This window comes from Achromobacter sp. ISS7 (genome assembly GCF_056523125.1).
Genome location: NZ_JAWRZD010000001.1, coordinates 801,718 through 818,816 on the forward strand (window position 1 = coordinate 801,718; position 17,099 = coordinate 818,816).

At 67.6% G+C, this 17,099-nt stretch carries 15 protein-coding genes; 8 read left to right on the top strand and 7 right to left on the bottom strand.

Going from position 1 to position 17,099, the window contains the following annotated elements; translation table 11 throughout:
- Positions 1–63: 63 nt before the first annotated feature.
- The 4 genes from AC1HFW_RS03675 to AC1HFW_RS03690 all read right to left on the bottom strand — a co-directional run bounded on the left by AC1HFW_RS03675 (position 64) and on the right by AC1HFW_RS03690 (position 5,389).
- Positions 64–1,563: an aldehyde dehydrogenase gene (locus AC1HFW_RS03675; protein ID WP_479281838.1), complete on the bottom strand. Its 1,500-nt coding sequence runs from the start codon at positions 1,561–1,563 to the stop codon at positions 64–66.
- A 14-nt stretch (positions 1,564–1,577) separates the two neighbouring features.
- Positions 1,578–2,819 (bottom strand): Zn-dependent hydrolase, encoded by a 1,242-nt coding sequence (locus AC1HFW_RS03680; RefSeq protein WP_479281840.1) that lies wholly within the window; start codon positions 2,817–2,819, stop codon positions 1,578–1,580.
- An 18-nt stretch (positions 2,820–2,837) separates the two neighbouring features.
- Positions 2,838–4,553, bottom strand: coding sequence for a thiamine pyrophosphate-binding protein (locus AC1HFW_RS03685; RefSeq protein ID WP_479281842.1), 1,716 nt, complete (start codon positions 4,551–4,553; stop codon positions 2,838–2,840).
- Positions 4,554–4,651: 98 nt separating this feature from the next.
- Positions 4,652–5,389, bottom strand: a complete 738-nt coding sequence (locus AC1HFW_RS03690) for a FadR/GntR family transcriptional regulator (RefSeq protein WP_006394047.1) — start codon at positions 5,387–5,389, stop codon at positions 4,652–4,654.
- A gap of 299 nt (positions 5,390–5,688) precedes the next feature.
- Here AC1HFW_RS03690 and AC1HFW_RS03695 point away from each other — a divergent pair, with 299 nt between their 5' ends.
- Entirely contained in the window at positions 5,689–7,248 is a 1,560-nt protein-coding gene (locus AC1HFW_RS03695) for a glycosyltransferase family 39 protein (RefSeq protein WP_479281845.1), read from the top strand.
- Positions 7,249–7,289: 41 nt separating this feature from the next.
- Here the strand turns inward: AC1HFW_RS03695 and AC1HFW_RS03700 are convergent, their stop codons facing one another.
- Together AC1HFW_RS03700 and AC1HFW_RS03705 are read right to left on the bottom strand one after the other, a co-directional pair.
- Entirely contained in the window at positions 7,290–7,589 is a 300-nt protein-coding gene (locus AC1HFW_RS03700; protein ID WP_225856681.1) for a hypothetical protein, read from the bottom strand.
- 51 nt (positions 7,590–7,640) lie between these two features.
- The gene (locus AC1HFW_RS03705; protein ID WP_061071780.1) at positions 7,641–8,657 is read right to left on the bottom strand and encodes a MerR family transcriptional regulator; all 1,017 of its coding nucleotides are present in this window, start codon (positions 8,655–8,657) and stop codon (positions 7,641–7,643) included.
- 170 nt (positions 8,658–8,827) lie between these two features.
- Between AC1HFW_RS03705 and hemN the strand changes: the two genes are divergently transcribed.
- On the top strand, positions 8,828–10,255 hold the full coding sequence (gene hemN, locus AC1HFW_RS03710) for an oxygen-independent coproporphyrinogen III oxidase (protein ID WP_479281847.1): 1,428 nt from the start codon (positions 8,828–8,830) through the stop codon (positions 10,253–10,255).
- Positions 10,256–10,308: 53 nt separating this feature from the next.
- Here the strand turns inward: hemN and AC1HFW_RS03715 are convergent, their stop codons facing one another.
- Entirely contained in the window at positions 10,309–11,043 is a 735-nt protein-coding gene (locus tag AC1HFW_RS03715; RefSeq protein WP_006394052.1) for a response regulator transcription factor, read from the bottom strand.
- A 289-nt stretch (positions 11,044–11,332) separates the two neighbouring features.
- On the opposite strand from AC1HFW_RS03715, the gene rfbD reads away from it, so the two are divergent.
- The 6 genes from rfbD (at position 11,333) to AC1HFW_RS03745 (ending at position 17,085) form a co-directional block, all read left to right on the top strand.
- Positions 11,333–12,247, top strand: a complete 915-nt coding sequence (rfbD, locus tag AC1HFW_RS03720; protein ID WP_479281850.1) for a dTDP-4-dehydrorhamnose reductase — start codon at positions 11,333–11,335, stop codon at positions 12,245–12,247.
- A gap of 370 nt (positions 12,248–12,617) precedes the next feature.
- Positions 12,618–14,570, top strand: coding sequence for a threonine--tRNA ligase (gene thrS / locus AC1HFW_RS03725; protein ID WP_054474767.1), 1,953 nt, complete (start codon positions 12,618–12,620; stop codon positions 14,568–14,570).
- Between the two features lie 20 nt (positions 14,571–14,590).
- The gene (gene infC / locus AC1HFW_RS03730) at positions 14,591–15,142 is read left to right on the top strand and encodes a translation initiation factor IF-3 (RefSeq protein WP_080551054.1); all 552 of its coding nucleotides are present in this window, start codon (positions 14,591–14,593) and stop codon (positions 15,140–15,142) included.
- A gap of 163 nt (positions 15,143–15,305) precedes the next feature.
- Positions 15,306–16,286, top strand: a complete 981-nt coding sequence (gene gshB / locus AC1HFW_RS03735; protein WP_061071776.1) for a glutathione synthase — start codon at positions 15,306–15,308, stop codon at positions 16,284–16,286.
- A gap of 17 nt (positions 16,287–16,303) precedes the next feature.
- The gene (locus AC1HFW_RS03740; RefSeq protein ID WP_006394058.1) at positions 16,304–16,705 is read left to right on the top strand and encodes a PTS sugar transporter subunit IIA; all 402 of its coding nucleotides are present in this window, start codon (positions 16,304–16,306) and stop codon (positions 16,703–16,705) included.
- A 110-nt stretch (positions 16,706–16,815) separates the two neighbouring features.
- Positions 16,816–17,085, top strand: a complete 270-nt coding sequence (locus tag AC1HFW_RS03745; RefSeq protein WP_006387993.1) for an HPr family phosphocarrier protein — start codon at positions 16,816–16,818, stop codon at positions 17,083–17,085.
- Positions 17,086–17,099 lie beyond the last annotated feature (14 nt).

Genomic DNA, 17,099 nt, shown 5'->3' on the forward strand with positions numbered 1-17,099 from the left:
CTTCGTATAGGTGCAGGCAAGGCGCCGCGCACCAATGCGGCGAACGCCGAGGTGCATGCGGTGCTACAGGGTGATGTCGATCCAGGTGGTTTTCAGGTCGCTGTACTTGTCCAGCGCGTGCAGCGATTTGTCGCGGCCGAAGCCCGATTGCTTGACGCCGCCGAACGGCACGGTGATGTCGCCGTCGGCATAGCAATTGATCCACACCAGGCCGGCGCGCAGGCGGCGCGACAGCCGGTGCGCGCGGCCCAGGTTGGCGGTCCAGAGCCCGGCGCCCAGGCCGTACGAGGAATCGTTGGCCAATGCGATGGCTTCGTCTTCCGTGTGGAAGCGCTGCGCCGCCAGCACCGGGCCGAAGATCTCCTCGCGGATCAGCGCGCTGGACGCATCCGCGCAATCGAAGATGGTGGGCTCGATGTAGAAGCCGCCGCTGTCCGTGTGCAGCTGGCGTCCGCCGATGCGCAGCGTCGCGCCCTCGGCCTGGCCGGCCGCGATGCGCGCCATCACCGAACGCGTCTGGCGCTCGTCGACCATGGCGCCCAGCGCCGTGGCCGGATCCAGCGGGTTGCCCGGCTGCATTTCGGCGGCATGCCTGGCCACTTTCTCCATGAAGGTGTCGTAGATGGCGTCGTGCACGTACAGGCGCGAGCCGGCGATGCAGACTTCGCCCTGGTTCGAGAAGATCGCCAGCGCGGCGATCAGCGCGGCGCGGTCCAGGTCGGGGCAGTCCTCGAAGACGATGTGGGGCGACTTGCCGCCGCACTCCAGCCACACGCGCTTGAGGTTCGATTCGCCCGAATAGCTCATGAAGCGCTTGCCGGTGGCGGTGGAGCCGGTGAAGGCCACGCAGTCGACGTCCGGATGCAGGCCCAGCGCGCTGCCCGCGACCGGGCCGGTGCCGGGCACCACGTTGAACACGCCGGCGGGAATGCCGGCCTGCTCGGCCAGCGCCGCCAGCCGCAATGCGCTCAGCGACGACTGCTCGGCGGGCTTGAGAATCACGCTGTTGCCGGCTGCCAGCGCCGGCGCGACTTTCCACGCCGCCATCAGCAGCGGGTAGTTCCACGGCACCACGGCCGCCACCACGCCGAGCGGCTCGCGCGTGACGGTGGCCAGCGCGTTGCCGCCGGTGGGCGCGATCTCGTCGTAGCGCTTGTCGATGGCCTCGCCGTACCAGGCATAGCAATGCGCGGTCTCGGGCAGGTCGAAGGCCAGCGCGTCGCGGATCGGCTTGCCCATGTCCAGCGTCTCGATCAGCGCCAGCTCTTCGCTGTGTTCGGTGATGAGCTGTGCCAGCCGCACCAGGCGCGCCTTGCGTTCACGCGGCGCCAGGCCGGACCAGACGCCGGCCTCGAAGGCGCGGCGCGCGGCCGCCACGGCGCGGTCGACGTCGGCGGCGCCGCAGGCGGCCACGTCGGCCAGCTTGCGGCCGTCGATCGGGCTGGTGGCCGCGAAGGTCGCGCCGTCGGCGGCGTCGACATAGGCGCCGTCGATGTAGGCCTGGCCGCGCAGCGTCAACGCGTCGGCGCGGGCTTGCCAGTATTCGAGGGTATGCAGGGTCATGACGTGTCCTTGGTTCAGCGCGCGGCGTTGGCGCGGGCCACCATGGCGTCCAGCAGCACGTTGCAGCCGGCTTCCAGGTGCGCGGGCTGCGCGTCCTCGATTTCGTTGTGGCTGATGCCGTCCTTGCACGGCACGAAGATCATGGCGGTGGGCGCCACCGCGGCCATGTAGACGGCGTCGTGGCCGGCGCCGGTGACGATGTCCATCACCGGCAGGCCGCGGCGGGCGGCGCCTTGCCGCACCTTTTCGATCAGGTCCGGATCGAACGGGGTGGGGCGGAAGTACTGCACGTCTTTGACGTCCACCTGCACGCCGTGCTTCTCGGCGATCTCGCGGCAGGCGTCGCGCCAGGCCTGGTCCATGCGCATGAGGGTGGCTTCGTCTTCGTGGCGCAGGTCGGTGGTGAAGCGCACCTGGCCCGGGATCACGTTGCGCGAGCCGGGGTGCGCGTGGATCTCGCCCACCGTGCCGCGCCCGTGCGGCTGGTGCGCGTTGGCGATGTTGACCACCGCCTGCAGCAGATAGCTGGCGGCGAACAGCGCGTCGCGGCGGATGCCCATGGGCGTGGGGCCGGCGTGCATTTCCATGCCGGTCACGGTGACGTCGTACCAGCGCAGGCCGAGCGAACCGGTCACCGCGCCGATCACTTTCTCTTCGTGTTCCAGGATCGGACCCTGCTCGATGTGGGCCTCGAAATAGGCATCCACCGGGCGGCCGCCGACCGGCTCGGCGCCGGCGTAGCCGATCGCCTGCAGCTCATCGCGCACCGCCAGGCCCTTGGCGTCGCGCGCGCTCAGCGCCGTCTCCAGCGAGAACTTGCCGGCGAATACGCCCGACCCCATCATCACCGGCACGAAGCGCGAGCCTTCCTCGTTGGTCCAGATGGCCAGTTCCAGCGGCGCCTCGGTCTGCACGCCGGCGTCGTTCAGCGTGCGCATCACTTCCAGGCCGGCCAGCACGCCGAAGCAGCCGTCGAACTTGCCGCCGGTGGGCTGCGTGTCGATGTGGCTGCCGGTCATCACCGGCGCCAGCGCGTCGTTGCGGCCGGCGCGGCGGGCGAAGATGTTGCCCACCTGGTCCACGCGGATCGTCAGGCCGGCGTCGCGCATCCAGCCGGTGACCAGGTCGCGGCCCTGGCCGTCGAGCGCGGTCAGGGCCAGGCGGCAGTTGCCGCCCTTGGGCGTGGCGCCGATCTCGGCCAGATCCATCAGGGATTGCCAGAGCCGGTTGCCGTTGACGGACAGGGATGAAGTCATGGTGATCCTCGTTCGGTGTTAGTGGGTGGAGGCCGCGGCCTGGCGCGCCAGGGCGGCCTCGCGGATGGCGGAGAGCGTCTGGCCGGGGGCGATGCCGTCGGCGTCGTAGCGGATTTCCAGCAGCGCGGGTCGGCGCTCGCGTTCTGCGTAGGCCAGCGCGCGGTCGAATGCCGCGCCGAAGTCCTCGGTGCGTTCGACGGCCTCGCCATAGCCGCCGTAGCCGCGCACGATCTGGGTGAAATCGGGGTTCTCGAAATCCAGCGCGATCGGGCGGCCGGGGAACTCGCGTTCCTGGTGCGCGCGGATCGTGCCCCACATGCCGTTGTTGAACACCAGCACCACGATGCCCAGCCGGTACTGCTGGGCCACGCCCAGTTCCTGCAGGTTCATCTGGAAGCAGCCGTCGCCGGCGTAGCAGACCACGGTCCGGTTGGGGTGTTCGAGCTTGGCCGACACGGCCGCCGGCAGGCCGTAGCCCATCGACCCCACGGTCGGCGCCAGGCTGGTGCCCAGGCCGGTGAACTGGCGGTAGCGGTGCGGATACAGCGCGTAGTTGCCCGCGCCCACCGTGATGCAGGCGTCCGGCGCCAGGCGCTGGTTGACCAGCGCGGCCACGGCGTCCAGGCCGAGCGGGCCGGGCGACGGCAGCGGCTTGAGCGAATCCAGGTATTCGGCATGGGCCGCGCGCACCGCCGCGCCGCGCGGCGTGGCGTGGGCCGGTTGCAGCGTGGCCAGCGCCTGCGCGAAGCCGGCAACGCTGGCGGCGATCGCCTGGGTCGGGGCGAAGACGCGGCCCGGTTCCTGCGGATCCGGATAGATGTGGACCAGCGCCTGGCGCGGCAGCGGGCTCTCGATCAGCTGATAGCCTTCGGTGGTGGCTTCGCCCAGGCGCGTGCCGACCGCCAGGATCAGGTCGGCCGCCTTGATGCGGGCGCGCAGCGCGTCGGTCATGCCCCAGCCCATCTGGCCGGCGGCGTTGGGATGGCGCTGGTCGAAGCATTCGAGCCGACGCCAGGCGGTCGCCACCGGCAATTCGAAGCGTTCCGCGAAGGCGGCGACCTGCTGGATCGCTTCGGGATTCCAGCCGCTGCCGCCCAGCACCATGACGGGCCGCTCGGCCTGGTCGAGCAACTGGCGCATGCGCTCCAGGTCGGGCTGGCCGGGGCTGGCGGCGACGCGCTGGTAGCGCGGCATGTCGGCCACCGTGGCCGTGCCCCACAGCGTGTCTTCCGGCAGCGCCAGCACCACCGGGCCGGGGCGGCCGCTGGTGGCGGTGGCGTAGGCGCGCGCCACGAATTCCGGGATGCGGTCGGTGCGGTCGATCTGCGCCACCCACTTGGCCATCTGGCCGAACATGCGGCGGTAGTCTATCTCCTGGAAGGCTTCGCGTTCGTAGAAGTCGTTGCCGACCTGGCCGACGAACAGGATCATCGGCGTCGAATCCTGGAACGCGGTGTGCACGCCGATGCTGGCGTTGGTGGCGCCCGGGCCGCGGGTGACGAAGCAGACGCCGGGTTCGCCCGTCAGCTTGCCATGGGCCTCGGCCATGTAGGCGGCGCCGCTTTCCTGGCGGCACACCACCGGCTCGATGGCGCCGCGATGCTCGTTCAGCGCGTCGATGCAGGGCAGGTAGCTCTCGCCAGGAATCATGAAGATGCGGCGCGTGCCGTGGATGCGCAGCTGCTGCATCAGGATCTGGCCGCCGTTGCGCGGCAGGGGGGATACAACCGTCATGCAAACACTCCCGGGATGGGCTGTCCGCGCCGGGCGCGGGTTTGGGGTTCGTGGCAGGGGGGGGCGGACCGCGCCGCCAGCGGGTTGGCGCGCGGGGCCTAGATATCGGGCCGGATGCTCCCGTCGTCGTCGCCGAAGTCTTCCCGCAGGCGGGCCAGGATGCCGATCAGGTGCGCATGCATGGCATGGCGCGCGCGGATCGGATCCCGCGCCAGGATGGCGGTCAGGATGCGCTGGTGCTCGGCGTGGGCAACCGCCCACACCTTGGTGTTGACGAAGTAATCCTGCATGCGGCTGAACACCGGGCTGGCCAGGCTCAGGCTCCACAGGTGGGCCACCGAGGCCGCCAGCGCCGCGTTGCCGCAGGCGGCGGCGATGGCGCTGTGGAATTCGCGGTCATGCCAGCCCGGCGCGTCCGTCAGCGACATGGCCTCGTGGGCGTCGCGGATGGCGGCGAGCTGCGCGGCCGAGCCTTGCTGCGCCGCCAGCGCGGCGCATTCGGGTTCGATCAGCATGCGCGCTTCCAGCAGGTCGAAGGGGCCGATGTCGTCCTGCAGCGGCGCGGCCTGGCCGGCCACGGCGGGGAGGGCGGCGCTTTCACGGGTGGCGGTGACGAATACCCCGGTGCCGACGCGCACCTCGACATAGCCTTCGATTTCCAGCGCGATCAGCGCCTCGCGGATCGAGGCCCGGCTGACCTGCAACTGTTCGGCCAGTTCGCGCTCCGACGGCAGCCGGCCGCCGCGCGGAAAATCGCCCGCGCGGATCCGTCCAGCGATCTGGTCGGCGATCATGCGGTAGAGGCGGGTGACGGCAACGGCTTGGAAGGTGTTCATCGTGGTATTGCGGTACGCATGGTCTGGTGGTCAGGCCACCAATATAGGCAGCGTCTCCTTGAAATAAAAGTAAAAATCGCTTTATCGAGGGAAAACGATCAGAGGGATTCCCCCTCTTCCTATCCAGTGGTCAGGCCAGTTAGGCAACCCTGTTCCCCGCCATCGCGCTTTACAGTTTTCGAACAATTGCCGGACAAATTCATCGACGTCGTGACGCGAGCCGGACCCGATAATCCCTGCGTCCCGGAAACCGGGGAAACAGGGCGGGGCTTTGCGTACGCCAAGACTGGGAGTGTGGCGTGCGACGGAATGGCGACGAGGCCTGGAAACCGGATCCATGGCGGGTCGGGATCGGCATGCTGGTGTTCGCGGCCGCCTGGCTCTGGCTGCTGGACCGGGCCGTGCTGGCCCCGCCGACGGACAACATCGAGCAACTCATCTGGGTGCGCAGCCTGGAATGGGGCTACTACAAGCATCCGCCGCTACCGACCTGGCTGCTCTGGCCGGTGGTGCAGCTGCTGGGCGGGACCGCCTGGGCCACCTATGTCATGGGCGCGGCCTGCGTGCTGGGCGCGTTCGCGCTGATGTGGCGCCTGCTGCGCGACATGCGCGGCGAGGCCCACGCCGCGCTCGCAGCGCTGGCGGGCCTGTGCGTCACCTTCTACAACGGCCGTCTGTATTTCTACAACCACGAGATCGTCCTGATCCCGCTGGTGGCCGGCTGTGCGCTGGCCTGTTGGAAGGCCTACACGACCCGCAAGATCGGCTGGTGGGTCGTGCTGGGCGGGTGCCTGGGGCTGGGGGCGCTGGCCAAGTACCAGATCGCGGTGGCCGGGTTGGCGGTGCTGGTGTTCTGGTGCATCCGCCGGGCCTGGCGCGATCCCATGCACGTCTTTGGCCTGCAGGTGGCGGGCCTGGCCGCGCTGGCGGTGTTCTCGCCGCACCTGGTCTGGCTGATCCAGCACGATTTCGAGCCGCTGAACTACGCCATGTCGTCATCGCTGGCGGCCGGCCTGCCGTGGCTTGCCCGGTGGCATGAGGTCGCCAGGTGGTGGGGCGACCAATTGCTGAACCGGGCCTTGCCGGCCTGGCTGTTCCTGGCGGCGCTGTGGCTGCTGGGCCGCCGCGAACGGCGGCGCCTTGCCGCGTCACTCAACGCTACTGCTACCGCTACCGCTACCGCTACTGTTACCGCTACCGCTACTGTTACCGCGACTGCGACCGCCACCGCCACCGCCACCACCGGCGACGCGGGGCGCACCCTGCTGCTGTCGTTCGGCCTGACGCCGCTGGTGTTCGTCAGCGTCATGGCGCTGATCTCGGGATCGCACATCCAGCTGCACTGGGGCACGCCGTTCCTACTGTTCATCGTGCCGGCCGCGATGGAAGGGGCGCGCGCGGCCTGGAGCGCCCCTTTCCGGCCGCGCCGGGCGATGCTGGTATTCATCGTCATCCAGCTGGTGCTGATGCTGCGGGTGGAGCTGACGGCGCCCAATGGCCTGGGCCTGCTGCGGCGGCCGACCGACTGGCGCTATTTCGACGCGCAGGCGTTGGCCGACACGCTGCATGCCCGCGCCGTAGCCGCGCTGGGCGGGCCGGTCCGGGTCATTTCCGGTCCTTGGGAAGAGTCGGGCGCGTTGTCGCTGCGGTTGCCCGAAAGGCCGCTGGTGCTGATCAACGGACAGCCGCGATTCAGCCCATGGGTCGGCGCCCACCTGGTGGCCGATTGCGGCGCGCTGGAGTTGAGCAAGGCGCGGGTCGCGCCCGAGGGGTTCGAGCCGGTGGGGGCTGCATTCCCCAAACTGCACTGGCGCGTCAAGCCGCCGGTCGCGGCCTGCGGCGCCGGCCTCGCGCGCTAGCGGGGCCGGGGTGGCGCGGCGATGGCCGCGCCGGCAGCGCCTTACGCGCCGTCTTCGTCCGGTTCGGGCGTCTGCGTGAAGGCCCGCACCAGACGCGCGATGCCTTCCAGTTCGTCGTGCGCGCCAAGCGCCCATTCGGGCTTTTCGAAGGGGCTGTCCGACGGCGTGTTGTCCAGGTTGGCTTTCAGGTCGTCCAGCAGTTCCAGCGCCATGTCGGTGGCCTGGGGGCTGCCGCGGGTGGACAGGGCGATGGCGATCGCCATCGCCTGGCGCAAGGCGAGCAGGCGGCCGTCGAGTTCGGTTTCCACGGGGATGTCCTTGTAATGGAGGAATCCCGGCATTTTACGGGGCGCCGGCCGGCGCTGGCGCCCCGCGGGTCCGAGCTCGATGCCTTACGGAGGCGTCATTGCCTGCCGCAGGAACGCCAGGGTGTCCGGCGTGACCCAGGTACCCGCCAGCAGCTCGGGTTCCTGGGCCATGGCGTGGCGGAATTTCTCGTGCGTGGCGGGGCTGTCGCCCGCGTACGAACGGAACAGTTCCAGCCAGCGCCGCGCCAGGGCCCGCGACGCGGGCGCCTCGGGCGCGTCGCCGTTGGCGATGGCGCGATGCACCTGCGCCACCAGCGGCATCCATTCCTTCACGCGCTTGCCGTAGTTGGCGCGCAGATGGGCGATTTCATCGGCGGCCAGGTACTTTTCGTACAGGCGCATCTTGGTCTCGGCGAACGCCGCGACGATGAAGTCGATCATGGCCGGCGTGACGCCCTGGTCCTGCTGCAGCGCCGGTTCGCTGCTGAACATATGGTCCAGCCGCGCCGCCAGTTCCGGGTTCGACGCGGTGTCGTGCTCGAGCTGCAGCATCCAGCGGCGCGCCAGGTCCTGGGCCCGTTCGTCGGCGGGCGCCATGCCGGCGGCCAGCGCGGCGGCGGCTTCGCGCGCGAGCGCGGCCCAGCGCTGCTGGACGCCGCTGTCGGGCGCGAAATAGGGCAGGGTGCGCAGTTCGTGGTCGGTAAAGTACTTGTCGTACATGGTCATCAGCTCCAAAGTTTGCAACCAGTCGGCAAGGTCGGGCGCGGCGCCGCTCGCGTGCTGCGCCCGCAGGCGCAGCAGCCGGTCGCGCAGCCGTGCGGTCTGCGCCAGCTGATGTTCCAGCATGTGGATCTGCTGGTCGATCACGCCCGCCAGCGACACGTCCGGCCTTGCCAGGAGATCTCCGATGTCCGCCAGCGGCAGGCCCAGGCGGCGTAGCGCCTGGATCTGGTGCAGCCGCGCGATGTCGTCGCGGTTGTACAAGCGGTAGCCGGCATCGGAGCGTACCGACGCGACCAGCAGCCCGATGCTGTCGTAGTGGTGCAGCGTGCGCACCGTGAGGCCGGCGCGCCTGGCCAATTCACCCACTTTCAACAACATGCGGAACTCCTGTTCGAATCGTGACGGGGCTGATGGTGGAACCTGACGCGACGTGAGGGTCAAGCGCCATGCGCGCAAGCTTATCGCGGGTTGCGTCCCCGCTTGGGATGGGGCGGCGCGTTTGCGCAAGATCAAGGCGGGTGGGGCGGCACAGGCGAATAATTCGAGGTATGCAAGCCGCCCTACGCCCAGCCTCCGCCGACCCTGCGGCCTCCGCCGCCGAACCCTTCTTTCCGCCGCAGTTGCTGGCGCGCCTGGACAAGAACGGGCCGCGCTACACCTCCTACCCCACGGCGGATCGCTACCACGGCGATTTCGGCGTCGAACAGTACCGCCAGGCCCTGCGCCAGCGCCGCGATTCCTGTACGACCGAGCCGCTGTCGCTGTACGTGCACATCCCGTTCTGCGATTCGGTCTGCTACTACTGCGCCTGTAACAAGGTCGTGACCCGCCATCACGACCGCGCCGCCCGCTACCTGGACGCGCTGGCGCGGGAAATCGCGCTGCACGTGGCCGAGCTGGGCCCGGGCGTGCCGGTCTCGCAGCTGCATTTCGGCGGCGGCACCCCCACGTTCCTGTCCGACGAGGAACTCGACCGCCTGATGGCGGACCTGCGCGGCGCCTTCCGCTTCGAGCCCGATGCCGAAATCTCCATCGAGGTCGATCCCCGCACCGCCACGCCGCAGCGGCTGGAACGGCTGCGCAAGCTGGGCTTCAACCGGCTCAGCTTCGGGGTGCAGGATTTCGATCCCAAGGTGCAGGTGGCGGTCCATCGCGTGCAGTCGTTCGAGGACGTGCGCGACCTGATGCAAAGCGCCCGCGCGCTCGGCTACGCCTCGATCAACGTCGACCTGATCTATGGCCTGCCGCTGCAGACCACCGAATCGTTCGCCCGCACCATCGCGCAGGTCAGCGCGCTGCGGCCCGACCGCATCGCGCTCTATGCCTACGCCCACCTGCCCGAACGCTTCAAGCCCCAGCGCCGCATCAATCCGCTGGACCTGCCCGACCGCGCCACGCGTGTCGGCCTCTTGAGCGCCGCCATCGAAGGCTTCCTCAAGCAGGGCTACACCTACATCGGCATGGACCATTTCGCGCTCAACACCGACGCCTTGGCCATCGCCAAGCAGCGCGGCGAGCTGCATCGCAATTTCCAGGGCTACAGCACCCAGCCCGACCGCGACCTGGTCGCGTTGGGCATATCGGCCATCGGCCGCATCGGCAATACCTACAGCCAGAACGCCAAGGACCTGGACGGCTACTACGCCGCCATCGAGTCCGACCGCTTCGCCACCGACAAGGGCCTGGCGCTCAGCGCCGACGACCTCGCGCGGCGCGAAGTCATCATGGACATCATGTGCCAGGGGCGGGTGGATTTCGCGCGGGTCGAGGCGCGCCATGGCCTGCGGTTCGGCGACTACTTCGGGCCCGAGCTGTCGCAGGTGGCCAACCTGGCCGAACTCGGCCTGGTCAACCTGCGGGCCGGCGAACTGCGCGTGACCGGCCTGGGCTGGTACTTCGTCAGGGCCGTGGCCATGGCGTTCGACGGCTATCTGCGCACGGTCAGCACCGCCGCCAGCTATTCGCGCATCATCTGAGGCGCCCGCCGCCTCTCCGTGAAACGGTGGCCGACCGCGCGTCGGCCACGTTGCTATTCGGCGAACTTTTCCCGCAGGTACAGGGCCAGCGCCAGGTCATCCGACAGCTGCAGCTTGCGCATGGCGCGGCGCTTGTGGGTGCTGACGGTCTTCTTGCTGCGCTTGAGGCGCATCGCGATCTGCGTGACCGACATGCCCTGGCTGATGTGGCGCAGGACTTCGACCTCGGATGTCGTCAGCAAGGCGTGCGGCGGCCGCGGCGACACCGGCCGGATCTTGCCCTCGTGCACCGACAGGAACGGGTTCTTCTTGCTGAGCACGCCGTGGATCATTTCGGGCAGCAGCAGCATGCCCCATTGCTTGGCCAGATAGCCGTTGGCGCCGGCGCGGAAGGCGGCGTACTGGGTTTCCTGGCGGTTGCCGGCCGAGAACGTGATGATCGCCAGATTCGGGTGATAGCGCCGCAGCCGGCGCAGGTAGTTGACGCCATCCCACGGTTCCTGCGGCAGATAGAAGTCGACCAGGGCGATGTCGCATGGCGTGGTCGCCAGCTTGTCGAGCAGCCGGCGGGCGGAGGTTTCCTGGTGGATGACGCGGAAGCCGGGGCGGGCGTCGAGGTAGGCGCCCAGGCCCAGCGCCACGACGGGGTGGTCGTCCAGGATCGCCACCCGGATGACGGGGGGCGGGCGTGACAGCAGCAGGTGCTTGCGGGAATTGGGGCGGTCAACCGCATCGGGGGATCGCGGCTCGGACGAGACGGCGTTGTCCGGCGCTGAGGGAGTATTCATCTAGGCTCCACAGAATGGAAAGGCACACATCGGTGCGGAGAGGGGCGCCCAAGGGGCGGGGCCGCGCACACGCCGTAACCAGTCCGAAATTCGAGTGCGAAGCTTATGGTCTTACGGCGCCATATAGACGAAAACTAAGAGAGAATCAGACTAAGCGACGAACGGGGTGGCGTTGCGCGACGTTAAATCCGCCTCGCGAGGGATTGCCCGCAAGGCATAAAATCGCAGCATTTCCGGGCCGGCCTGTTGCCAGCCCGCGGCGCAGGACTGGCAAGGCGGCGGACGGCGGATGCCCAGCAAAATTCTCGTGATCGGCAGGGACGGCCAGCTCGGCTTCGAGCTGCGGCGCAGCCTTGCCCCGCTGGGCGTGGTGACGGCGGTCGGGCGGACCGATTGCGACCTGACCTATCCGTTGCAGATCGCGCGGCTGGTGCGGCGCGAGAAGCCCGACATCATCGTCAACGCGGCCGCCTACACCGCGGTCGAGCGCGCCGAGGAAGACACGGTGCGCGCCATGCGCATCAACGCCGAGGCCGCGGGCGAATTGGCCGCGCTGGCGGCCGACCGCGGCGCGCTCATCGTCCACTATTCCTCCGACTACGTGTTCAATGGCGCCAAGGCGGGCGTCTACGACGAGCAGGACGAACCCGCGCCGTTGAACGTCTACGGCCGCAGCAAGCTGGCCGGCGAACAGGCGGTGCGGGCGCTGAATCCGGCCCACCTGGTGTTCCGCACGTCGTGGGTCTACGGCGTGTTCGGCAACAGCTTCCTGAAGACCATGCTGATGGCGCTGCGCCAGCCGGAAGCGCTGCGCGTGGTGAGCGACCAGCGCGGCGCGCCTACCGGCGCCGCGTACATCGCGGATGCCACCGCGCAGGTCGTGGCGCGCTACCTGGCGCGGCCGGCCGGGGCGGTGTTTCCGTTCGGCCTGTACCACCTGGCGGCCACCGGCGACGCCAGCTGGCACGAATACGCCTGCTTCATCGCGCAGCAGGCCCGGCGCGCGGGCCTGGCGGTGACGTTGACGCCGGGCGACATCCGGGCGGTGTCGTCCGACCAATATCCGACCTCGGCGCGCCGGCCCCTGAATTCGCGGCTCGACAGCCGGCTGCTGGAGCGCACCTTCGGGCTGCGCGCGCCGCACTGGGAAGAGGGCGTGATGCACGCGCTGGCCGCGATCGCCGACAGCCGCAACCTGGCCTGAGGGGGCTCCGGCGTCCCGTCATCCGCCGCCAGCGGCCCGGGTTCACTCCGTCATCCCGCCCCTTTTGTAGCGTAAATGTCACGAAATGGGCCCAAAGGGTGCTACAATCAGCAACGATAAGCGCGCCTTTTGTCCCGGCGCTGCGCACCGCAAGTCAATCCCGAAGGCCCGAGCACCATGTTTTTCCCGCTGGCACGAACTACGACCCGGAACTTTCGCCCTATGTCGCGTTAGTTTTTCGTGCGTCGGGTTTCACCGTGTCAGGTCAGCGGTAAGACTCAGCAAGACAACCAAATGAACGCGGCTACCAGCCGCGTTTGTCGTTTCTGAATTTCGTTTTTTCTCCCAAGAACCCCAGGAAGCACTCCCGATGGTACAGATCACATTGCCCGATGGTTCGCAGCGCCAATACCCGGGGCCGGTCACGGTCGCCGAAGTGGCGCAGTCGATCGGCGCGGGATTGGCCAAAGCCGCGTTGGGCGGCCGCGTGACCTTTGACGGCGCCGACTCCACGCTGGTCGACACCAGCTACCGCATCGAGGGCGACGCCCGCCTGGCCATCGTGACCGCCAAGGACGCCGACGGCCTGGACATGATCCGCCATTCCACGGCCCACTTGCTGGCCTACGCCGTCAAGGAGCTGTTCCCGGACGCCCAGGTCACCATCGGCCCGGTGATCGACAACGGCTTCTACTACGACTTCTCGTACAAGCGCCCGTTCACGCCCGAAGACCTGGCGGCCATCGAGAAGAAGATGGCCGAGCTGGCCAAGAAGGACGAAATCGTCACGCGCGAAGTCTGGTCGCGCGACGACGCCGTCGAATTCTTCAAGGGCATCGGTGAAAAGTACAAGGCCGAGATCATCGCCTCGATCCCGTCGAACGAGCCGCTCAGCCTGTATCGCGAAGGCGAGTTCATCGACCTGTGCCGCGGCCCGCACGTGCCGTCCACGGGCAAGCTCAAGGTCTTCAAGCTGATGAAGGTGGCCGGCGCCTACTGGCGCGGCGACAGCAAGAACGAGATGCTCCAGCGCATCTACGGCACGGCCTGGGCCACCAAGGAAGAACAGGAAGCCTACCTGCACATGCTGGAAGAGGCCGAGCGCCGCGACCACCGCAAGATCGGCCGCGAACTCGACCTGTTCCACTTCCAGGACGAAGCGCCGGGCCTGATCTTCTGGCACCCCAAGGGCTGGGCCCTGTGGCAGCAGGTGGAGCAGTACATGCGCTCCGTCTACCGCGACAACGGCTACCAGGAAGTGAAGGCGCCGCAGATCCTCGACATCTCGCTCTGGAAGAAGACGGGCCACTGGGACAACTACCGTGAAAACATGTTCACGACGGAGTCCGAGAACCGCGTCTACGGCCTGAAGCCGATGAACTGCCCGGGCCACGTGCAGATCTTCAACGCCGGCCTGCACTCGTACCGCGAGCTGCCGCTGCGCTACGGCGAATTCGGCCAGTGCCACCGCAACGAACCGTCCGGCTCGCTGCACGGCATGATGCGCGTGCGCGGCTTCACGCAGGACGACGGCCACATCTTCTGTACCGAAGAACAGCTCCAGGACGAATGCGCCGACTTCACGGCCCTGCTGCAGAAGGTCTACCGCGACTTCGGCTTCACCGAAGTGCTGTACAAGGTCGCCACGCGCCCGGAAAAGCGCATCGGCTCGGACGAGGTCTGGGACACGGCCGAACAGGCCCTGATGGAAAGCCTGCGCCGCACCGGCTGCGAATTCGAGATCTCCCCGGGAGAGGGCGCGTTCTACGGCCCCAAGGTCGAGTACACGCTGAAGGACGCCATCGGCCGCCACTGGCAGTGCGGCACGATCCAGGTCGACTTCTCCATGCCCGTGCGCCTGGGCGCCGAGTACGTGGACCAGAACGACCAGCGCCGTCCGCCCGTGATGCTGCACCGCGCCATCCTGGGTTCGCTCGAGCGTTTCATCGGCATGTTGATCGAAAACCACGCCGGCGCGATGCCGCCCTGGCTGGCTCCGGTGCAGGCCGTGGTGTGCTGCATTTCCGAACCTTCGGCCGATTATGCGGCTGAAATCACGCAAAGCCTGAAAAAACAAGGCTTTAGAGTAGAGTCCGATTTGCGCGGTGAAAAAATCACTCGTAAAATTCGGGAGCACAGCCTGCAGAAGGTGCCGTACATCCTCGTCGTCGGCGACAAGGAGAAGCAAAACGGTACCGTCGCCGTACGCGGTCTGGGGGGTCTGGACCTCGGCGCCATCGCGTTCGACGACTTCGTCGCTCGCCTGTCCGAAGACGTATCCACCCGCCGCGACGTCAATCAACCCGATGGCAGCGCTGCTTAACATTTGTAGGAGCTTTCAACATCGCCACTGAAAAAGCCAATCGCATCAACGGTGAAATCCGCGTCCCCGAGGTGCGCCTGATAGGTCTGGACGGAGAACAGCTGGGCATCGTCAAGATCGCCGACGCGTTCCGTCTTTCCGAGCAAAGCGACGTGGATCTGGTGGAAATCGCGCCGAACGCCGAGCCGCCGGTCTGCCGTTTGATGGACTACGGTAAGTTCAAGTACCAAGAGCAGAAGCGTCAAGCCGAAGCTCGTTCGAAGCAGAAGGTCATCCAGGTCAAGGAAGTCAAATTCCGTCCGGCCACCGACGAGGGCGACTACCAGGTCAAGCTGCGCAACCTGCGCCGCTTCCTCGAGGAAGGCGACAAGGCCAAGGTGACGCTGCGGTTCCGTGGCCGTGAAATGGCCCATCAGGAACTGGGCATGCGGGTACTTGAGCGTGTGCGCGACGATCTGCTGGAATTGGCCCAGGTCGAAGCCATGCCGAAGCTCGAAGGCCGTCAGATGGTCATGGTGCTGGCGCCGAAGAAGAAGGCTGTCCCCGCGGGCAAGCCGGAATCGGCGGCATAAAGCTCCTGCCGGCCTTCCTGTCCGGGGAGGCCTGGCCGCTCTTCCCCGCGACCCGCCGTCCAGCCCATGTTCGGCGGGTTCGCTTATTGGGCGGCTCTGCGCTACGATGTCATAGATAGCCGCCTTCCCGAAAGGGAAGGCGGCGTACGTTCGGGGTGTCGCGATGCATGTTTTGTTCGTTTTGGATCCCTTGCCGCTCTTGAAAGCGTACAAGGACAGTTCTGTCGCCATGATGCGTGCCCTGGTGGCGCGCGGCCATACGCTCAGCGTGGCCATGCAGGGCGACCTGTACATCGAGACCGGCACGGTCAAGGCCGTCACCACGCCCATCGAGCTGGTGGCCGACGCCGACCTGCACGGCCATGACTGGTGGCGCGAATCGGCGTCCCAGGATCTGCCGCTGGCCGATTTCGGCGCGGTGGTGATGCGCAAAGACCCGCCTTTCGACATGGAATACGTGTATTCCACCCACCTGCTCGAATACGCCCAGGCGCAGGGCGCCAAGGTGTTCAACAGCGGCGCGGCGATCCGCAACCATCCCGAAAAGCTGGCCATCACCGAGATCAGCGAGTTCACCGCGCCGACGCTGGTGACGCGCAACATGGCGCGCCTGAAGGCGTTCCACGACACGCACCACGACGTCATCGTCAAGCCGTTGGACGGCATGGGCGGCACCGGCGTGTTCCGCCTGCAGCCCAAGGATCCGAACCTCAACGCCATCCTGGAAACGCTCACCGACAACGGCGCGCGCACCATCATGGCGCAGCGTTACATTCCCGAGATCGTCAAGGGCGACAAGCGCATCCTGCTGATCGGCGGCGAACCGGTGCCGTATTCGCTGGCGCGCATTCCGCTGGCCGGCGAGACCCGCGGCAACCTGGCCGCCGGCGGCCGGGGCGTGGCGCAGCCGCTGTCGCCGCGCGACCGCGAGATCGCCGAGGCCGTGGCGCCCAAGCTGGCCGCGCGCGGCCTGCTGCTGGTCGGCCTGGACGTCATCGGCGACTACGTCACCGAAGTCAACGTCACCAGCCCCACCTGTTTCGTGGAAATCGCCGAACAGACCGGTTTCGACGTCGCGGGCATGTTCGTGCAGGCGCTCGAGAAAGCGGTGGCTGCCGGCGCCGCGGTGCCGGCCGCGGCCTGATCCTCCTGGAACCTGTCATGACCACGGGTATCGTCATCGTCGTGCATGCGCCCCTGGGCGCCGCCATGCGCGAATGCGCCAGCCACGTCATGGGCAACCTCGACGGCATGCTGGCCATCCACGACATCCTGCCCGAGGACCGGCCGGACGACCTGGCGCCCGCGGTGCTCAAGGACATCCTCGAGCAGGACCACGGCGGCGGCGTGCTGGTGCTGACCGACCTGATCGGCGCCACGCCCGCCAATATCTCCAAGCGGGCCGTGGCCGACGCCCAGGCGCAGGGCATCCAGTGCTGCGTGCTGGCCGGCCTGAACACGCCGATGTTGTTGCGCGCGCTGACCTACCGTAGCCTTTCGCTGGCCGAGACCCGCGAAAAGGCGCTCGCGGGCGGGGTGCAAGGGGTATTGCGAGTAGACTGACGGACAGGAACTCGTCCGATTATTTCGGCTAATATTTCAAGCCGACGAGCGGTTCGACAATTTGCTGCAATCACCAACTGCGGTGTGATGCCGTGGTCATAATATTCACTATGCCTAATACAGACATTGTCATCAGCAACAAACTGGGTTTGCATGCGCGGGCGGCCGCCAAACTGACGCAATTGGCGAGCAAGTTCTCGAGCGAGATCTTCATCTCGCGCGGCGCGCAGCGCGTGAACGCCAAGAGCATCATGGGGGTCATGATGCTGGCCGCCGGCCTGGGCGTGACGGTCAAGCTGGAGGCCTCGGGCAGCGATGCCGAGCAGGCGCTCTCCGAAATTGAAACTCTGTTCGATAGCAAATTCGGTGAACAGGAATAGCAGCGTTTCCGAAT